This window comes from Labrenzia sp. CP4 (assembly GCF_001579905.1).
In the GTDB taxonomy this organism is placed as follows: Bacteria; Pseudomonadota; Alphaproteobacteria; order Rhizobiales; family Stappiaceae; genus Roseibium; species Roseibium algicola.
Window position 1 is genome coordinate 3,561,346 of record NZ_CP011927.1, and the last position, 20,162, is coordinate 3,581,507.

At 59.3% G+C, this 20,162-nt stretch carries 8 protein-coding genes; 2 read left to right on the top strand and 6 right to left on the bottom strand.

The genetic code is table 11. The features are described 5' to 3' along the window. The first annotated feature begins 27 nt into the window (after nt 1–27). Together ACP90_RS28025 and ACP90_RS16445 are read left to right on the top strand one after the other, a co-directional pair. A complete protein-coding gene (locus ACP90_RS28025) occupies nt 28–210 on the top strand; it encodes a DUF1289 domain-containing protein (protein WP_208993348.1) in 183 nt (60 codons plus the stop codon). Continuing rightward, the gene (locus tag ACP90_RS16445) at nt 207–920 is read left to right on the top strand and encodes a TIGR02281 family clan AA aspartic protease (RefSeq protein WP_062488963.1); all 714 of its coding nucleotides are present in this window, start codon (nt 207–209) and stop codon (nt 918–920) included. Before ACP90_RS28025 ends, ACP90_RS16445 begins: the two co-directional genes overlap by 4 nt. Before the next feature lie 25 nt (nt 921–945). On the opposite strand, the gene dusA is transcribed toward ACP90_RS16445, so the two are convergent. From dusA to ACP90_RS16475, 6 genes are all read right to left on the bottom strand, one after another. Next, nucleotides 946–1,947 carry a tRNA dihydrouridine(20/20a) synthase DusA gene (dusA, locus tag ACP90_RS16450; RefSeq protein WP_062488964.1) on the bottom strand — a complete coding sequence of 334 codons (1,002 nt, stop codon included), beginning with the start codon at nt 1,945–1,947 and terminating at the stop codon, nt 946–948. A gap of 132 nt (nt 1,948–2,079) precedes the next feature. Then, the gene (locus tag ACP90_RS16455) at nt 2,080–2,781 is read right to left on the bottom strand and encodes a 4'-phosphopantetheinyl transferase superfamily protein (RefSeq protein WP_062488965.1); all 702 of its coding nucleotides are present in this window, start codon (nt 2,779–2,781) and stop codon (nt 2,080–2,082) included. 111 nt (nt 2,782–2,892) lie between these two features. Next, nucleotides 2,893–4,533, bottom strand: a complete 1,641-nt coding sequence (locus ACP90_RS16460; RefSeq protein ID WP_062488966.1) for a cyclic peptide export ABC transporter — start codon at nt 4,531–4,533, stop codon at nt 2,893–2,895. A gap of 46 nt (nt 4,534–4,579) precedes the next feature. Continuing rightward, nucleotides 4,580–4,789, bottom strand: coding sequence for an MbtH family protein (locus ACP90_RS16465; protein WP_022999502.1), 210 nt, complete (start codon nt 4,787–4,789; stop codon nt 4,580–4,582). Nucleotides 4,790–4,813: 24 nt separating this feature from the next. Continuing rightward, entirely contained in the window at nt 4,814–6,364 is a 1,551-nt protein-coding gene (locus tag ACP90_RS16470) for a 4-hydroxyphenylacetate 3-hydroxylase N-terminal domain-containing protein (protein WP_062488967.1), read from the bottom strand. Next, on the bottom strand, nt 6,354–20,096 hold the full coding sequence (locus ACP90_RS16475) for a non-ribosomal peptide synthetase (protein WP_062488968.1): 13,743 nt from the start codon (nt 20,094–20,096) through the stop codon (nt 6,354–6,356). Before ACP90_RS16475 ends, ACP90_RS16470 begins: the two co-directional genes overlap by 11 nt. Nucleotides 20,097–20,162 lie beyond the last annotated feature (66 nt).

A 20,162-nucleotide genomic window follows, 5' to 3' on the forward strand; every position in this document is an offset into this window, starting at 1 on the left:
GCCACAATCTGCGGCCATATGCGCTTCATGAAGTCACCTTGTATCAACATCTGCCAGATCGACGCCAAATCAGGCCTTTGCGCAGGCTGCCTGCGCACTCTTGACGAAATCGCGTCCTGGGCGAGTTACAGTGAGGCCAAGCGCAACCAGATCCTCGCAGAATTGGCGAACCGGCCTCAGTCGACCACTCCACCCGGAGTGCGAGGATGAACAATCCCAGAAACTACCGCGGCCTGATGGTTGTCATTCTGGTGCTGGTCATGGCCGTTGCCGCTTTCTATGCGTTTTTTGGTGACCCGACCGACCCGGCGAATGTCAACTTCGATGACACTGGCCCCCGGGTTGTTGCCCTTTCCGCACTCGCCTTCGTTTTTCTGGCCAGTTTCCTGTTCGGCCAGCCGAAAGCCCGCGAAATCCTGCATGGCACGGTTTTCTGGGGAGGGTTCTGTGCCCTGCTCGTTGTAGGCTATGTCTACAAGGCGGAACTGGTCCAGGCGGGTTACCGCGTTCTTGGAGCACTGGCACCCGGACTTGCCGTGACCCAGCCCGACGGCACCATTCTGATTGTCCGCGATGCTGGCGGACATTTTGTACTGGATGGACGCATCAACGGTGCCCGTGCGGAGTTTCTGCTTGATACAGGTGCCAGTGCCGTTGTCCTGACCTATGAAGACGCGCTGCGTGCCGGCTATCGCCCACAAGACCTGACATTTTCAGTACCGGTTTCCACCGCCAACGGCCGTGCACTGGTCGCGCCGGTAAAGATCGACACGATCACCATCGGCGATCACACGCTGCGCAACATCCGCGGTTTCGTCGGGCGCCAGGGGACGCTCGATTCCAGCCTTTTCGGCATGACCGCACTTGATCATCTGCGCAGTTGGCGCATCGAAGGCGACAAGTTGATCATGACGCCTTGAGCGGATCGGGAACCGCGCGATAGTCCTATTCGGCTGCCGCCAGTTCGGCTCCTGCAGGACTGACCGCTGCAAGCGCCTTTTCGACCACTTCCAGACCAGCACCGGGCTTGATCGCCTCCACTGTCAGAATGCGCCGCCAGGACCTAGCCCCCGGACGCCCGTGGAACAGGCCCAGCATGTGCCGCGTCATATGTGCCAGCTTTACGCCCTTGCCCAATTGCTCTTCCAGATAAGCCATATGCGCCTTCACTGCATCCCATGGCGAGACGTCCGACCCGCTGGCGCCATAGAGCCGCCGGTCGACCTCTCCCATGATCTGCGGAGTGTGATAGGCAGCGCGGCCAAACATCAGGCCATCCAGGGTCTCCAGGAACGGCTCCGCCTGGTCCAGCGTCTGCAAGCCACCGTTGAGGCCGATGAACCTGTCCGGCAGACGCTGCTTCAGGCGCAGAACCCTCTCATAGTCGAGCGGTGGAATGTCCCTGTTTTCCTTTGGGCTGAGTCCCTTGAGCCAGGCCTTGCGCGCGTGTACCCACAAGGCATCTGCGCCCGCAGCAAAAACGGCATCCGCCATGGCGTCAAGCGCCACTTCAGTGTCCTGTTCGTCGACACCGATCCGGCATTTCACGGTTACGGGAATATCGACGGCGGCCTTCATGGCCTCGACACATGCCGCCACCAACGCGGGCTCTTCCATCAGGCACGCGCCGAAGCGGCCGGACTGAACCCGGTCGGACGGGCAACCCACGTTGATATTGACCTCGTCATAGCCAAAATCGGCAACGATCCGCGCGGCTTCCGCCATGTCCTTCGGATCAGATCCGCCCAACTGACAGGCAACCGGGTGCTCAATATCGGAAAAGCCTAGCAGATGCTGCCGGTCGCCATGGATCACCGCTCCAGTCGTCACCATCTCCGTATAGAGCAGCGCATGCCGCGTCAGTTGCCGGTGAAACGCGCGGCAATGGCGATCCGTCCACTCCATCATGGGGGCGATGGAAAACTTATGCTCTTGATACTGTTGCATTTTTCTTCAACTGCAAGGAACTGGCTCCGGACGTCCACCGTCCAGGCTGGACACGCCGCGAGGTGCGTTATCCAAGCTTGTTCTCATGTCGATCGACTTTACTAGACGCGAAATAACAAATTTCGGGGCTTTTCAAAAGCTCCGCTTTTCACAAAGGATGATTTCAACGTCCCTAGCGTCTATTCCGCCAAAGACCGCCAGCGCGACACGCCAGTGCCCTGGACGCCGGCTGATCTGGAAGGAACTGGCCGGACGGCGGAGGTCGGGCGGCGCGGAAATTGCGATGTCCCGATCGTCAGCCAAGGTAAAGCTGACGGTGGTCAGATCGGCTGTAATGCCCAGGCCGACAGCTTTCAGATACGCCTCTTTCAGCGTCCAGAAATCCAGAAATCTGGAGGTTTTGTCAGCTCCTTCAACCTTCGCCAGCTCTTGTCTTTCTCCGGGTGAACAAACGTCGCGCATCAACATGTCTACTTCGACCGTGCGCTGATCCGTTTCCGCATCAATGCCGATCACGCCCTCTCTCGTCACGGCGCAGGCAACCAGGCCACGTGTATGCGTCAGGCTGAAGTCGAGGTCTGACCGTCCGGCGACTGCCGGCTTTCCCGTAGCCATTGGCGCGAACTCCCAGTCGCGCGGTGCCGTACCGGGTTCCAGATCACTCAGGGTTTTCCGCAGCAAAGCATGTGCAAGCGCGTAGTCCTTCCGGTCCTGATCGAAATGAAACGCATGAAACCGCTGTAGTTCATCCTCCGAGAGAATTTCCAGTGCAGATTCGAGATCCTCGGAGCTGCAGCCGACCGTCCCCAGAATGATCGCCTTGGTGCCTGGCAAGTTAACTCCCGGAACTCTGGAGATGGTAATCGGAGGGCAGACTGTTTCACCCTGTTGAGAAGTGACCTGGACACTGGCCAGGCTCTACCGTCACGAACTCAGCCGACGGTTTCATACCGTGGCATCAGCCGGACTGGACACCTTGCTGATCCTGCCTTCTTCCATCCAGACGATCTTGTCTGCAACATCGAAATACCGGTCGTCATGCGTGATCGCGATGACTGTGCGGCCTTCTTTCTTCAGTTTCATCAGGAAATCTGTATAGAACCAGCGCCGATACTCCGGATCCTGATCGGCGGCCCATTCGTCAAAGAGGTAGACATCCCTGTCTTCCAGCAGGGCAACGACCATGGCGAGCCGCTTTCTCTGGCCGGTGGACAGGTTCGTCGTGCTGAACCTGTTGTTCCGGTAGTGAACCTTCTCGTCCAGTTTCATGTCTTCCAGCAGGTCATAAAGCTTCTGTTCGTCCGTCAAATCCACACCATAAAGCCGGTCGAAGAGGTGGAAATCGGAAAAGATGACCGAAAACAGGCTGCGATACCGGTCGATGTTTTGAGGTTTGACGACCTTGTCGTCCCATGACAAATGACCACCATCCGGCTCATAGAGACCTGTCAGGATCTTCGCGAGAGTCGACTTGCCGCTGCCGTTGCCCCCCACGATGAAGACCATTTCGCCCGATGCAATTTCCAGGTCACACGGCCCGATCGAAAACGGGCGGTCGCCATCTTCGCTATGATAGGTGTAGGCGATCTTCTTCAGGGATATGCCTTTGGAAAGCCTTGCCTGCCGCACTTCGCTGCGCTCTTCCGAGGCTTCGCTGTGTTTTTCCAGAAGCTCTCTCAATTCCTCGATATTGGACACCGCCAGATTGGCACGCGAAACCACCGGCAACATGCGGATGATCGAGGTGATCGCGCCGCTGGCAAAGACGATCACCGTGACAATCTTGCCCGGGATCGAGAGGTCCGACACATAAAACGGTATCGCAAAGACCAGCGTTCCCATGAGCGTGTAGAAGAAGACATCACTGACAGACTGACCATAGTTGAAGGAGCGGCCGGATTCCACCCGTAGATCCTCGACCTGCTCTGATCGCGGAATGATGTAGTTGTGGAAGAGATCGTCGCTGCGCTGCGCGTTCAGTTTCACTTCCTTGAAGCCGCTGAGAATATTCTCGAAGCTGTTGTGAAAGGCCTGTTCGCTCAGGCTTGCCTGGCGCATCAGTTCCTCCGCATCGCGGTAGCTCTTGCGATAGAAGAAGATGGCGCCGGCCAGAAACGCCAGGGTGACGATAAAGGCCAGCGGCGAGAGATAGCAGATATAGAGCGCCGACATGACCAACTGCATGACGAAATAGATCAGACCGACAAGCGCTGGCGCCGTTTCCTCGATTGTCTGATGGTCACGACCAACTGCTGCCCTGATACGGGTCAGGCCGATTTCTTCGACGGTTGCCAGGTTCAGACTGCGGACTTGCGCGGTCACCCGGATCCGCAAGCGACACAGATAATCGGCGATGATTGCGGTTGCCATGTTGAGGGCGCGATTCATCGTGAAGAGAACGGTCGCGCAGCCAAGCACGAAGAGACCGAGATACTGCCACTGCAGACCGGTGTTCTGCTGATAGTTCGTCACCGCGTTGATGACGGCGATAATCAGCCCCATGACCAGCCCGGGCACCAGGGAAAGCAGCAGGAAGGTGCGTTTGCTGTCGCCCGCTTCACGATACAAAAGACGAAAGAAATTCATCGAAGACCAGGCGCTCCAGGTGGATCATCACCGCTTGAGAAATATGTCAGTTCAGGGCAGCATCCCGAAGGCTTTTCGGGCGGATGTCGGTCCAGTTGGCGTTGACATAGTCCACGCAGTCCTGCCGCTTGCCGGGGCCGAATACCGACCGCCAGCCATCGGGAATCGGCACGAATTCGGGCCAGAGAGAATGCTGTTCCTCGTCATTCACCAGCACATGGAAAATGCCGTCCGGATCGTCGAATGGATTTGTCATCGCCGTCTCTCCCAACCTTGCGCGTCAGTCTTTCCACGCCGTGTTGCACCAGCCGAATTCATCATAATCATCAAGGCACTGGTCAACAAGCGACAGCATCTGGTCCATTGAACCGTCGCGCCGTGCGATTGCAGGAAGCTGCAGTTTCACCTCTTCATGATTGCCGGCATAATTGCGCTCGTAAAGCTCGTGACGCCCTGCAAATTCCGAGCCCGTGGCGTCCCACAGCAGCTTCATCAGCTTGATACGGTCCTTGTAGCCGACGCCGTTGGAGCCGCGCACGTACCGTTCCAGATAACCGTCGATTTCAGGGTTCTGGAAATCCTTTGCGGAAGACGGCAGATAGATCAGCGCGGACGCGACGATCTTCTGGACAATCTCCTTCACACGACCGTAGGCATCGGGCGCAAGCGCGCGATAGGCCTGCGCGGCCGATAGTCCCGGCAGGAAAGCACCGTCTGCAAAGGCTTCTGGTGTCCGGGCCATTGCATCCGACAACGACCAGAACAGGTGACGCAGGGCGATCACCTCCCCTTGCAGAACCTGATTTCCGCGAAACTCGTCACCACTGGTGATGTGCAACGCCCTGGTCAGTAGACCGGCGAGAAAGTCCAGCTTCACCGCAAACCGGGTGCATCCGTGGAAACAGGTGCCTTGCAGGTAGCCCGTGTCCATCAGGAAGTCGATCGGCTTGTGTGCAGGCCCATAGACCAGCACGTTCTCCCAGGGCACGAAAACGTTGTCGAGAACGAGGATGGCGTCATTTTCGTCGAAGCGGGAAGACAGCGGGCTGTCGAACGGCGTCGAGGATTGGCTCGCCGCATATTCGTAGGAATTCCGGCAGATCAGCTTGATACCCGGCGTCGACATGTCGAGAAAGAACATGAAGGCCGTAGGCGGTTCGTTGGTTTCCGAGACCGCGTGATGGCTGAGAAAGTTGTAGTGGGTAAGTGCTGCCGAAGTCGCGACGACCTTTGCACCTGAAAGATAAAGCCCCGCGTCTGTTTCCTTGACAACGTGAACCAGGATGTCTTTTGCATCGCTGAAAGGCTTCGCCCGGTCAATCGGCGGATTGGCCACAGCATGATTCATGAAATAGGTGCGCTGCTGAGCCAGATGATACCAGCAACGCGCGTTGTCTGCGAAAGGCCCGTAATAGGCCGCGTTGGCGTCCAGCGTGTTGACGATGGCTGCCTTGTAGTCCGGTGAGCGCCCCATCCAGCCATAGCTCAGCTTCGCCCATTCCGCGATCGCCTTCTGTTGCCCGAGCAGGTCCTCTGCCGATCTGGCCACCTTGAAATATCGGTGTGTGTAGCCGGTTGGATCGGCATCGGCAGGTGCGGTCAGGATATTGGTGCCGCTGTCGTGGTCCTGGTGCAGGGCATCGTAAAGCCGTGCCAGGGATCGTACCGAGTTGCGAAAGGCAGGATGACCCGTCAGGTCGGTCACCCGCTCTCCATTGAAATAGACACAGCGCTGGTCCTGGAGACTGTCGATGAACTCCGCGCCGGTCATGGGCGTCGCGCGCTGCACAGCGTGTTCCGGTTCCACGGGATTGAGGATATCAACCGACATTCTTTAGTCTCCCTTCCGCAACGGCCTGCCTGAACGGCTGATCGCCAAGGTTCATCAAAGCATTCAGCCCCTCACCGATTTCACAAAGGGCCTGCTGCGATGTCATTTCATGGTGTGTACAGTCGAGTGCGTGCGCCTCGAATTGTCCGCTTGTCCGGTTTTCCCAGGGATCGGCCTCAACACCCAGCATACGCTTCGTATCGTTCGAAGCGTAATGCACCAGGGGACAGTTTAACGTCTTGGGCCGATAGCCATGTGCGAGCAGCGCGTTGTTTCGGGCGATCCGCAGCATGTTGTTGAAGTCGACTGGGCTGAGGTCTGCCAGAGGATGGGCACTGTCTTCCAGAAATCTCCGGACATCCTCAAAGGTAATGTCTTCGGGTACTCGTCCATGCGGATCGAAGCCGATCATTTCAAGGAACGCACCGCGCGCTCCACTATCTGAAAGATCCGGCAACGGGTCTCCTTCGTGCATCGGATAACTGTCCAGAAGCATCAGGAACTCGACGTCTCTGCTGCTTTCTTCCAAAAGACGTGCCATTTCGAAGGCAGCCAGCCCTCCGAACGACCAGCCAAGCAACCGAACCGGGCCCGTGCTGGCCACCTTGTTGACACTTGCGACGTAATCGGCCGCCATTTGGTTCAGCGTTGAAGGCAAAACGGCCTCGCCGATGTAGCCGCGCGCCTGAAGGGCGATGATCGGGACATCGGCTGGCAGGACGGAAGCAAGACCGGCATACGTCCAACCAAGACCGAAGCCCGGATGAACGCAGAATAGTGGCGCCTGACATCCTGCCCGCCGGATCTGCAGCACCGGCTCCAGCAAACCGGTCTTGCGACCTTGCCGGAGCGACAGCAGACCGCGCACCGTTGGTGTTTCGAAAATATCTCGAAGGCTGACGTCCAGGCCCATGCGTTCCTTCATCAGTGCCTTCAGGCGTGCGGCGAGCAGCGAATGCCCCCCCATGTCAAAGAAACTGTCTTCCGGTCCCGGTACTACGCCGGGCAGCAGTTCAGCGAAGAGATTGCACAACAACGTTTCCTGGAGTGTTGCCGGACTTGTTTCTCCCTGTTTCCAGACAGGATCCGGCAGCGCCAGACGGTTCAGCTTTCCATTTGGTGTCAGCGGCAATTCCGGGAGTACGATTAAAGCGCCAGGCACCATGTAGTCAGGCAGGTTTCGCTGGAGCACGGAACGAAGCTCTTCAGTGTTAAGTTCAGCCCCTTCTTCCGGAACAACATAAGCAACGAGCGAAGAACCTCGCGCTCCATCCGGCCGGTCCAAGACCACCGCCTGCGCAATATTCGTCATCGATGCGATGGTCGCCTCGATCTCGCCAAGCTCGATACGATGGCCTCGAATCTTGACCTGGCTGTCTCCGCGTCCCAGGAACACAAGCTCACCGTTGCTTCTGCGATAGACCGTGTCCCCGGTCCGGTACATACGCGCTCCATGGGCTGCAAACGGATCGGCAACAAAGCGTTCGCTCGTCAGGTCCGAACGCCCGTGATAGCCACGTGCGAGTCCAAGCCCGCCAATGTAGAGTTCGCCGGAAATACCGTCGGCGACAGGCTGAAGGGTCTCATCTAGTACGTAGACCTGCGAGTTCCACAAAGGTTGCCCGATAGACGGAATGCCCGAACTTTCAGGGCGAACAGATGCGCTCACAGACCAGATCGTTGTCTCGGTCGGGCCATAGACATTCGTCACCGGCCCTGCGGTTTGCAGCTGCGACGCTAGTCCGCCGTCCAGAGCCTCACCGCCCACAAGAACCTGCAAACGCGGTAGTGGCCCAACCTCCAGAAGCGACCGCCAGAGCGATGGCGTTGCCTGCATGACCGTTGGTTTTTCCTGCTTGATCCAGTCATGGAGACGGTCCGCTTCGCGCTGGTTGCCCTCGAACAGCACTACGCCTGCACCAACCAGCAGCGGGCCGTAGAGCTCAAGCCCGGCAATGTCGAACCCGATCGTGGTCGCACTGAGCACCTTGTCCTGCGGCAGAAGGCGAAGCTCGGTACTCAGGCAACACAGAAGGTTCTTGAGTCCCTCGCGCGTAACGACGACACCTTTCGGCTTACCGGTCGAGCCGGACGTGTAGATGACGTAGGCCGGGTGCGCGGGATCAATCGGCTGTTTCCGGTCGGCATCGGTCGGGGCCGAAGCGGACATTGCAGCCAGCTCGACACCGGTCGCCTCGGCATCCAGCAGCAGAAGCGCCGATGTCGGCGCACCGTCCGTCAAGGCGGCTGCCGTTGCCGTCTCGGAGATCACAAGACGCGGCGCGGCATCGTCCAGCATCATCGCAATGCGGGCTGCCGGATAGTCCGGATCCAGCGGCAGATAGGCGGCGCCCGTTTTCAGCACCGCCAGCAGCGCCACGATCATGTCCGGACGTCTCGGCAAGGCAATCGCGACCCGGTCCTCAGCACCAATGCCGCGCCGGATCAGAAGATGCGCCAGCCGGTTTGCCCGTACCTCAAGCTCGGCATAGGTCAGCCGCTCCGTGCTGCCGATAACCGCTTCCCGCGTTCCAAACCGGGAAGCCGTTGCAGAGACAAGCTCCGTCAGATCCCCTTCCGGCAAGGCGTGCCGTGTTCCGTTCCACCGGTCCTGCACAGCCTTTCTTTCGGAAGCCGGCAGCATCTCGAGAGATCCCAGCGGCGCTTCCGGACGGGAGACCATCTGCGCCAGTACATTGCACAGCTGCCCCAGGAGACTGCGGCCAAGGTCTGCACCGATCCGTTCTTCCCGGCAATCCAGCCGCAGCAGCAGCCGTTTGCCCGGAACGACCATCAGGCTCAAAGGATAGTGGGTCTGGTCATGCACCTCGACACCGCTGATCCGCAGGCCATCCGGCGAAGCCTCATGGGTCTCGTCGCTGAAGGGATAGTTCTCGAACACCACCAGCGTGTCGAACAGGTCTCCAAGTCCCGCTTCTGCCTGAATCTCCGGCAGCCCCAGATGCTGGTGCGGCAGAAGTGCGGCCTGACGGGACTGCAGCTCCTTCAGGAAGCTGCTGACGGATGTTGCCGGAACAGGCTTGGCACGCACCGGCACGGTGTTGATGAAGAGGCCCGCCATGGTTTCGACGCCGGTGATCTCGGCAGGTCGGCCGGAGACCGTCGTGCCGAAGACCAGATCATCCCGCCCACAGATGCGGCCAAGCACGACCGACCAGGCGCCCTGGAGTACCGTGTTCAAGGTGATGTCCAGCGTGCGGGCCAGGCCTTCCAATGACCGGGTTGCGTCCTCGCTCAGGAGATCGTCAAAGCGCAGCACCGCACTGCCTTCAGCAGACGAGGAGCCGGAGGACGTGTTTGCAGACTGGCCATAGACAGAGGCCGCCAGCCGGGTCGGTTCCTCCAGACCGGACAGTGCTTCTTGCCAGGCCGCTTTCGCAGCCGTCTTGTCCTGCTGCTGCAGCCAGCCGAGATACCGGTCAAACGGCGTTACTGGCGGCAGAACCCCTGCCCCGCCGGCTTCATAAATCTCCTTCAGCTCCCGCATCAGCACCGGCAACGACCAACCGTCGAGAAGAATGTGGTGATTGGTCAACACCAGCCAGGCACCGCCATCCGGACGTTTTACGAGGCAGACACGCAGCAATGGACCTTGAGCAAGGTCGAAACGGATCTCCCTGTCTTCCAAGAGAAACCGCTCCAGCGCCGCTTCCGGATCTGCGTCCTCGGACAAGTCCACCTGCACAAACGGCAGCTCGACCTTCGACAGGACCACCTGAACGGGATCGCTCAGGCCTTCGTGGCAGAAGACTGCCCGCAGGGGAGCGTGCCGGGCAACGAGAGCCTGAAGGCTCGCCTCAAGACGCTGCACATCCACCGGGCCATCCAGGCTGACCACCGTCTGCACCTTGTAGGCGTCCTCGCCCGTCTCAGCGTCCATCAAGGCGTGAAACAGCAAACCAGACTGAAGGCCCGTCAACGGCCACACCGTCGATAACAAACCGCCGTAGCGTTCAACAAGCAAGTCGACATCGTCCTGCGAAACAGCAGCCAGCGGGAAATCCGAAGGCGACTGACCACCGGCTTTCGACCAGTCACCGTGTGCTGCCAGCCGGATCAGAGCGTCTTCCCAGAGTGTCTTGAATTCAGCGGTCTCTTTTTCCGAAAAATGTCTGCTGGCAAACCCGAACTCGGTGTGGAGGCAAAAGCCCTTTTCCTCTTCGATCGCCTGACAATCGATGGAAAGCATGTGAGCAAGCGGTGTTGCCGGATCGAAACCGCCCCGCATTCCACCAAAGAACGGCGCCGCGCTCCAAGCACCACCAGCGCCCGCCGGAAAACGACCGAGATAGTTGAAGGCGATCTGCGCCTTGTTTTCACTCACAAGTTTGGCGGAGGTCTCCTTGTTGAGATACCGCAGCATTCCATAACCAAGGCCATGATCGGGACGTACGGAGGCTTGCTCCTTGATCTCGATAATGAGCTGCTTCAGGTCCGCGTCGGAGATACCGGAAATTCCATTCCCTGCCTTCGTGGCCTCCAGCCGTGCCGGGAAGACGCTAGTGAACCAGCCGACAGTTCGGCTGAGGTCGACGTCTCCAATCGCTTCGCGTCCATGCCCTTCGACATCGCACAGGATCGGCCCACCCGGTTTTCCGGACCTGGAAGTTTTGAAAGCCCCAACGGCAAGGCCAAGTGCCGCCAGAAGCACATCCTGCGGTCCGCAGCTGTAAAGAGCAGGCAGTCGGGTCAGGATCTGCTCGGTTTCCTCAGCGCTCAGAAGGCTAGCAAGAGAGTTCAACGTTTGAACCGTATCCAGCATGCGATCCAGATCACCTTCCAGAAAGCGCTCAGTGCCGGATGAAAGAAGCGCGCTCCAGTACCCCTCTTCAGATACGCGCGCATCGGAGGCCGCATCGGCTTGCAGCAGCCTGCTCCACCCTGGGAAAGAAGTGCTTTCAGGTTCCAGGCTGATCGGGCGGTCGGCCAACCAATCGTCCCAAGCTGTCCGAAGATCGTCGCTCAGGATGCGCCAGGAGACACCATCGATCACCAGGTGGTGCGCCACAAGCAGAAGCAGACCCGGCTCCATCTGGCCACGGTCAAACCAGATGGCACTGAACACCTTGCCTCGCGAAAGAGACAAGGCCTCAACTGCGGCGGTATGCTGTTCTTCCAGAAGATCTTTCAGCCCGTTTTCATTTTCGATCTCACTCAGGCTGATGTGCTTGACAGGGAAAACATCAGTGAACTCGGCAACCGGGGCAATCTTCATCGCCGGCGTAGTCTTGTTCGCTCGAGCCCGCAGCATCCCGTGCCGCTGGACGATTGCCCCCAGAGCTGTTTGCAGGAATTCGGCATTTGCCCCTTTCGGAAGCATCAGACAGGTCGACTGGAAAAAGCCGTCGGCGGGACCACCCAGTTCTGCAAACCAGCGCAGGATTGGCGTCGGCAAAACGGTATCTGGCTCGAATTCCTTCAGTTCATTGACTTCCGGTCCTTCAAACGTCCTTGCCACGCTCGCAAGCTTTGCAACCGTCTTGTGATCGAAGACGTCTTTCGGTGTTGCCTTGAGACCCTTTCGACGCAACAGTCCAACAAGCCGGATTGCCGATATGCTGTCGCCGCCGAGACCGAAGAAGCTGTCGTCGAGCGCGGGAGGTGAAATGCCGAGCGTTTCGGCAAAAGCGGCGGCTACCGCCTGTTCTGCGGGAGACTGCCGTCTTGTTTCTTCAGCTCTTTGCGGGCGGCTCGGTGCCGGCAGGGCCTTCCTGTCGATCTTGCCGTTCGGAAGCCTTGGCAAGTAGGGCAAGAGGTCTATCTGTGCCGGAACCATATAATCCGGCAGACGGTCGGCGCAATAGCGCTGCAGCTCTTCTGCACTTGGATCCGATCTTTCCTGCCCGATCACATAGGCAACAAGCCTCGAAGCGCCCTTCCGGTCGCTGTAGACGCTCACGAGACATTGGGCGACATCGCTACGTTCCAGAAGCACACGTTCGATCTCGCCCGGCTCGATACGTCGTCCCCTGACCTTGACCTGCGCATCACTGCGGCCCAGGAAAAAGAGGTTGCCGTCCTCCGCCCGATAGACGAGATCCCCTGTTCGGTACATTCGCCGTCCGGCACCGGCGAACGGGTCGGCGACAAATCTGGAAGAGGTCAGATCCGCAAGGTTCTGATAGCCCCGCGCAAGACCGGCACCGCCGATGTACAGTTCCCCCGCCACGCCGTTCGGGACGGGCTGCAGCGTTTGATCAAGTACGTAGAGGCTGGAATTCCAGATCGGCAACCCGATGGGCGCGATATCGACTTCCTGAACAGGTGTCAGCGGCAAGCTCATGGAACCGCACACGGTCACTTCCGTAGGGCCGTAAGCATTGACGAGGCAACAACGGTCAGACCATCTGCGAACTTCCGGCACACTGATGGCTTCACCGGCCGTTACCAGCACACAACCTTCGGGAAGGTCTGTCGTCGACATCACGCTCAAGAGGCTCGGCGACAACGTGATATGCGTTACCTGTTGCGCATACATGAATGTCTTCAAGGCTGCGGGATCTGTGAATGCCTGTCTTGGCCAGATCACAAGAGCCGCACCGGAGACCAGTGCCGTGGCGATTTCCGAAAAGGCGGCGTCAAAACTAAAGGATGCGAACTGCGCGACCCGAGACTGTTCCGAAATCGCAAACTGTTCGATCTGGGCATAGGCGAGATTTGAAAGCCCCTCGCGCGTAACGACGACACCTTTCGGCTTACCGGTCGAGCCGGACGTGTAGATGACGTAGGCCGGGTGCGCGGGATCAATCGGCTGTTTCCGGTCGGCATCGGTCGGGGCCGAAGCGGACATTGCAGCCAGCTCGACACCGGTCGCCTCGGCATCCAGCAGCAGAAGCGCCGATGTCGGCGCACCGTCCGTCAAGGCGGCTGCCGTTGCCGTCTCGGAGATCACAAGACGCGGTGCGGCATCGTCCAGCATCATCGCAATGCGGGCTGCCGGATAGTCCGGATCCAGCGGCAGATAGGCGGCGCCCGTTTTCAGCACCGCCAGCAGCGCCACGATCATGTCCGGACGTCTCGGCAAGGCAATCGCGACCCGGTCCTCAGCACCAATGCCGCGCCGGATCAGAAGATGCGCCAGCCGGTTTGCCCGTACCTCAAGCTCGGCATAGGTCAGCCGCTCCGTGCTGCCGATAACCGCTTCCCGCGTTCCAAACCGGGAAGCCGTTGCAGAGACAAGCTCCGTCAGATCCCCTTCCGGCAAGGCGTGCCGTGTTCCGTTCCACCGGTCCTGCACAGCCTTTCTTTCGGAAGCCGGCAGCATCTCGAGAGATCCCAGCGGCGCTTCCGGACGGGAGACCATCTGCGCCAGTACATTGCACAGCTGCCCCAGGAGACTGCGGCCAAGGTCTGCACCGATCCGTTCTTCCCGGCAATCCAGCCGCAGCAGCAGCCGTTTGCCCGGAACGACCATCAGGCTCAAAGGATAGTGGGTCTGGTCATGCACCTCGACACCGCTGATCCGCAGGCCATCCGGCGAAGCCTCATGGGTCTCGTCGCTGAAGGGATAGTTCTCGAACACCACCAGCGTGTCGAACAGGTCTCCAAGTCCCGCTTCTGCCTGAATCTCCGGCAGCCCCAGATGCTGGTGCGGCAGAAGTGCGGCCTGACGGGACTGCAGCTCCTTCAGGAAGCTGCTGACGGATGTTGCCGGAACAGGCTTGGCACGCACCGGCACGGTGTTGATGAAGAGGCCCGCCATGGTTTCGACGCCGGTGATCTCGGCAGGTCGGCCGGAGACCGTCGTGCCGAAGACCAGATCATCCCGCCCACAGATGCGGCCAAGCACGACCGACCAGGCGCCCTGGAGTACCGTGTTCAAGGTGATGTCCAGCGTGCGGGCCAGGCCTTCCAATGACCGGGTTGCGTCCTCGCTCAGGAGATCGTCAAAGCGCAGCACCGCACTGCCTTCAGCAGACGAGGAGCCGGAGGACGTGTTTGCAGACTGGCCATAGACAGAGGCCGCCAGCCGGGTCGGTTCCTCCAGACCGGACAGTGCTTCTTGCCAGGCCGCTTTCGCAGCCGTCTTGTCCTGCTGCTGCAGCCAGCCGAGATACCGGTCAAACGGCGTTACTGGCGGCAGAACCCCTGCCCCGCCGGCTTCATAAATCTCCTTCAGCTCCCGCATCAGCACCGGCAACGACCAACCGTCGAGAAGAATGTGGTGATTGGTCAACACCAGCCAGGCACCGCCATCCGGACGTTTTACGAGGCAGACACGCAGCAATGGACCTTGAGCAAGGTCGAAACGGATCTCCCTGTCTTCCAAGAGAAACCGCTCCAGCGCCGCTTCCGGATCTGCGTCCTCGGACAAGTCCACCTGCACAAACGGCAGCTCGACCTTCGACAGGACCACCTGAACGGGATCGCTCAGGCCTTCGTGGCAGAAGACTGCCCGCAGGGGAGCGTGCCGGGCAACGAGAGCCTGAAGGCTCGCCTCAAGACGCTGCACATCCACCGGGCCATCCAGGCTGACCACCGTCTGCACCTTGTAGGCGTCCTCGCCCGTCTCAGCGTCCATCAAGGCGTGAAACAGCAAACCAGACTGAAGGCCCGTCAACGGCCACACCGTCGATAGCAAACCGCCGTAGCGGCTGCTGACAATGCTCAGATCTTCCTCGCTGATCCATCCTGACTTGAGATCAGTTCCGATCTCCGGCAATTGCTGCCTTTGCGCAACCGTTGCCAGCTCTGCAGGGGTCTTGTTGCTGAAGACATCTCTTGCCGAAAACACCAGCCCTGCTCGCCGTGCTCGGCTGACCAGTTGAATGGAGAGAATACTGTCGCCGCCAAGTGCGAAGAAGTTGTCGGCAGGCCCTACGGTTTCCAGACCAAGAACATCAGCAAACAATGCGCAGATATCGGTCTCGGTTTGCCCCGCAGGTACCTTCGCTCCATCGCCGTGAATTTCAGGCGCAGGCAGGCGCTTGATGTCCAACTTGCCATTGGTCGTGAAAGGAAGTTGTTCCAGAAGAACAAAATGGGCTGGCACCATGAATGCAGGGAGTGTCTCGGCAAGCCTTTTTCGCAAGCCTGCAAGATCTGGTTCTCCTATCCCCGTACCAACCACATAGGTAACTAGTTTCTTTTCCCCGGGCCTGTCTTCACGCACGATCACCGTGCACTGGCCTATGTCCGACTGCCTACCGATAGCGTTTTCGATTTCCTGCGGCTCGATACGGAAGCCATTGATCTTGACCTGGTGGTCGGCACGTCCGACGAAGGTCAGCAAGCCGTCACTGCGCCAGCGCACCAGATCTCCGGTGCGATACATTCTGCTGCCTGCGGGCCCCGCGGGATCGGAAACGAAGCGCTCGGCTGTCAGACCGGTCCGGTCGAGATAGCCAAGCGTCAGGCAGTCACCGGCCAGGTAAAGCTCGCCCACCATGCCGATACCGACAGGTTGCAGGCGGTCATCCAGAATTCGGACGCTACAATTGTCGCGCGGCAACCCGATGGGAACCTTGTGCGCGGATTTCTCCAGCGTGTGCATTGCGTGCCAGGTCACGAAGGTCGTGCCCTCTGCCGGGCCATAGCCATTGACGAACCGCGTACCAGGCGAAGCTGCCGTTGCCCGGCGCAAGGCTTCTGCGGAAGCCGCCTCACCACCTATCAGCACTGACCTTAAAGGCTTGAATGCTTCGGGTTTTTCACCTGCAATGATGTTGAAAAGACGTGTCGTGATACAGGCCGCAGATACCTTGTGCTCTTCGACCAGCCGCGCAATCGTTTCAGCATCGAGAATGCCAGGCGGCGCGACGAAAAGCTCCTGCCCCAACATGAGCGGTGTCCAGATTTCATAGGTCGAAGCGTCAAATGCATAGGGCGAATGCAGCAAGACCCGCTCATGAGAGCCTTCCGGCCAGCATCCGTCGAGCGCGAGGGCCTGAATATTGCGGTGGCTGATCGCGATCCCCTTCGGCCTGCCTGTGGAGCCGGAGGTGAAGAGAACGCAGGCGATCTGTCCATTGGTGATATTCGGTAAGGTCTCCTTTCCCGCCGCCACTTGCAGGTGGCTGAAAGGAACGCAGGGTGCATCATTGAAACTGACTGATATCGCGTCTTCACTGTCAGTCAGCACGAGGTGGGCCCGGGTGTCGGCAACGAGTTGTTGAAGCCTGTTGGCAGGATCGTTCCTGTTCAAGGGAACATATGCCCCACCTGCCTTCACGATCGCGAGCGTTGCGACGACAAGATCAATGGAACGGTCCATCAGGACCGCGACCCGCGCCCCGGGTGCAACGCCCCGGCGGAGGAGGTTTTGCGCAACGCGGTCCGACAATGCATCGAGCTCTGCATAGGAAAGCATGCGGGTCTGGCTGGAGAGAGCGACCTTCTCGCCCTTTTCCCTGGCCAGCAGACGAAACCGCTCGGGCAAAGACATTTCGATCGCAGCTTTTTCGACCTGCTTGCCTTCGCACAAGGCGGCAAGGCGTGACGCTTCGTCGGGATCGACAATCATGAGGTGGTCGATCCGTTTGTCCGGATTTTCCACGGCTGCGCGAAGTAGATCGATGAAACGCCGGGAAATATTGCCCGCAACCTCCCGATCCAGGAGATCTGTCCGGAATTCGATCCGCCCGTCGATACCTCCTGCACCTCCGACCTCGTCGCGATGAGCAGTCAGGTCGAAGGAAAGATCGAACTTTGAGGCTTCGACAGGCACGTCTTCAACTTCGCAGGTCAACCCTGGCAAGGTAAGAACAGTCGCTCCTGCCATATCGAGCGCCAGAACGGTCTGGAACACCGGATGAAAGGACAGGTCCCTGCGTGGAGCGACCTTGTCGACCACGAGCTCGAATGGCACGTCCCGGCGGGAATAGGCGGCAAGGTTCCGCTGACGCGTATCGGCCAATAACGCGCGAAAGGTCGGTCTGCCGGAAAGATCGCTCCGGAGCGCCAGCATGTTGACGAAGAGGCCTATGGTTTCTTCGAAAGAGCTGTCCGGGCGGCCATCGACAGGCGTTCCGATGACGATGTCGTCCCCAGCGCCGAGCCGTGACAAGGTCGCAGCCATCGCAGTCTGCAGTACCATGAACAGGCTGGTCCGAGTTTCCGTTGCCAGTCGCTCAAGCTTGCAATGAAGCTCTGGCGGGATCGCGACGGCTACTCCGTCGCCTTGCCAATAGGTATTCTTTCGTTGCCCTTCGGCACAAGGCAGATCAACGCAATCCGGAGCGCCTGCGAGGTCTTCGCTTGCTTCGGCAAGACGAGCGGCAAGTTCCTGTTCTGCTGCCTCGGACAGCCGGGTATGCTGCCAACTTGCGAAGTCGGCATATTGGACTGCCGGCTTTTGCCAGACAGGTTCATTGCCGCTCATTCTCGCCGCAAAGGCCGTCTCGAAGTCGGCAAGCAATGGGCGCAGGGCGCCACCGTCAATCGCGATATGATGCACGACAATCTGCATCATGCATTGCGGTTCGGGATTGAAATCTTCGTCCGTAACGATCGACACTCTTACCGGCAGGTCCTTGCACAGATCGAACGGCCTGGAAGACTGACGGGAGAGTTCTGACCGGCCTTCAGCTGCCGGTACTGAAACAATCCGTATGACATCCTCCGATACGAAACCCGTACGGATCTCCTGATACGGCGCTCCGGCCCCGTCTTGCGGATAAACGGTCCGCAAGACCTCGTGCCTGTCGATAACGTCTGACCAGGCTTGCCCAAGAACGGACGGATCGACAGCGCCGGAAAGCCGGAAGCGGTAGGCCAGATTGTAGGAAGTATCTTCCGGGTGAAGCCGCTGCAGGAACCAGAGACGCTTTTGAGCAGAAGACAGCGGAACCTTGTCGGGTCGCGCAACGGATTTCTGTTTCAGGGAACATGGTTTCGCTGCCCCTATCAGACGGGCAAGCGCAGCCGATGTCGGCGCGTCAAAAATCTCGCCCGGCGCAATCTGCACGCCAAAACGGTCTCTCAGTCGATATGCAAGACGAGCGGCCAGCAGTGAATGCCCACCCAGGAGAAAGAAATTATCCTGTACTGAAACCGAGTGGACGCCGAGCAGCTCTGTAAATGCCTCACAGATTGCGGTTTCAAGGTCGCTCTGCGTTCCGCTTGCGCTCCGCCCAGCCGTCGGCACCGGATCCGGCAACGCTGCCCTGTCCAACTTGCCATTGGGTGTGAGCGGAAGCGCATCGAGAGCCATAATCGCCGACGGCAGAAAGGCTGGAGGGAGAGCTTCTGCCAAGGCGGCCATAAGCCTTGCGACATTTGTGTCGGCTCCCACTTCCCAGACAACATAGGCAGCAAGATAGACGTCCGTGTTGTCACGTCGCTTCGCAACGACAGCCGAACGGGCAACCTCCGGCAATCTGTCCAGGGCTGCTGCGACCTCTCCCGGCTCGACACGGACGCCGCGAATCTTCACCTGATGATCGGAACGCCCCAGATATTCGTAACCACCGTCAGGCATTCGCCGCGCAACGTCGCCTGTTCTGTAAAGCAAGGCACCAGCGGGTCCGAACGGCGAAGCTACGAACCGTTCTGCGGTCTTGTCCGGTTGGCGATGATATCCAAGAGCAAGACCTGTGCCGGCTATGTAGAGTTCACCGGTCTCCCCGTTGGACACGGGCTGAAGCAGATCGTCGAGCAGGTAGACGACTGTTTCCCGTATAGGGTTGCCGATGGCAATTTTCCCGTCAGCATCACATCGCGCCCAGAGGCTGTCCCCCGCAGCTTCTGACGCACCGTAGAAGTTGAACAAGCGGGCGTCTGGCAGTTTCTCGCAGAATTTTTGCAAGAGACTTGATGGTAGAGGCTCGCCACTCGTGACCCAGGTCCGGCAGCCCTTCAAGTCTGGCAAACGGTCGTCCTCGAGAAGACTTGCCAGCAGGCTCGGCACAACGGTCAACCTCGTGACGGCAAACGTCGCCACCGTCTCTGCCAGTCGCCTTGGGTCAGCGGAAACATTGCCGGTTGCAAGGACGACCGCACAGCCATTGCACAAGGCGCCCAACAGCTCGGTCGACCCGTCAATGAAGTTCAATGAGGTCTTGAACAGCGTTCGCTCACCTGGCGCGAAGGGCAAGGCTTCCGATATCCAGGCCAGCCTGTTGGCAAGAGCGGCCTGCCGTCCCAGCACGCCCTTGGGCCGCCCGGTGGAACCGGACGTATAGACCAGATAGGCAGGATCATCGCCCGTCAGCCGGCGAACAAGATCACCACCCACAGGTGCGATATCAGGCTGTCTGGCGATTTCCCGGCTCAGCGAACCGTTTCCAAGAAAGACCGCCCGCGTTGTCTGACCAGCCGCCTCAACGACGCCGGCGACCGGTTGTTCCGCAAGGATCAGATCCGGTTCTGCGTCTTGAAGCATGTCAATCAGACGCTGTCGAGGATAGGTCGGATCGAGCGGCATGTAGCACGCTCCGGTCTTGATCACGCCCAGCAGGCTTACGACGAGGTCCGGCCCGGCAGCACAGCCGAGTGCCACGATCTTGCCAGGCCCGATACCCCGGCCGATGAGGTACCACGCGACACGGTTCGCCTTCCGGTCCAGTTCCTCGAAGGTCAGAACCCTATCCGGCAGTATCAGTGCGGTCTCGCGGGGCCCCGACTTCACTTGCCTGGCAAAAAGTGCGCGAACAGAAGCGTTCTCATTGTCCGATGTTGCTTCCAACGGCAAATGGCTGGCATCCGGACGCGCAATGCTGCCTGAGGCAGCCTTTGCCCTTGCTGTCTGGAAACCACTTTCGCGGGATGTCATTGAGATCAACTCCGTCGAAGAATTGCCGTTTCTGTTTTGCCTGTCCGGCCGAAACCGAATTGAAAT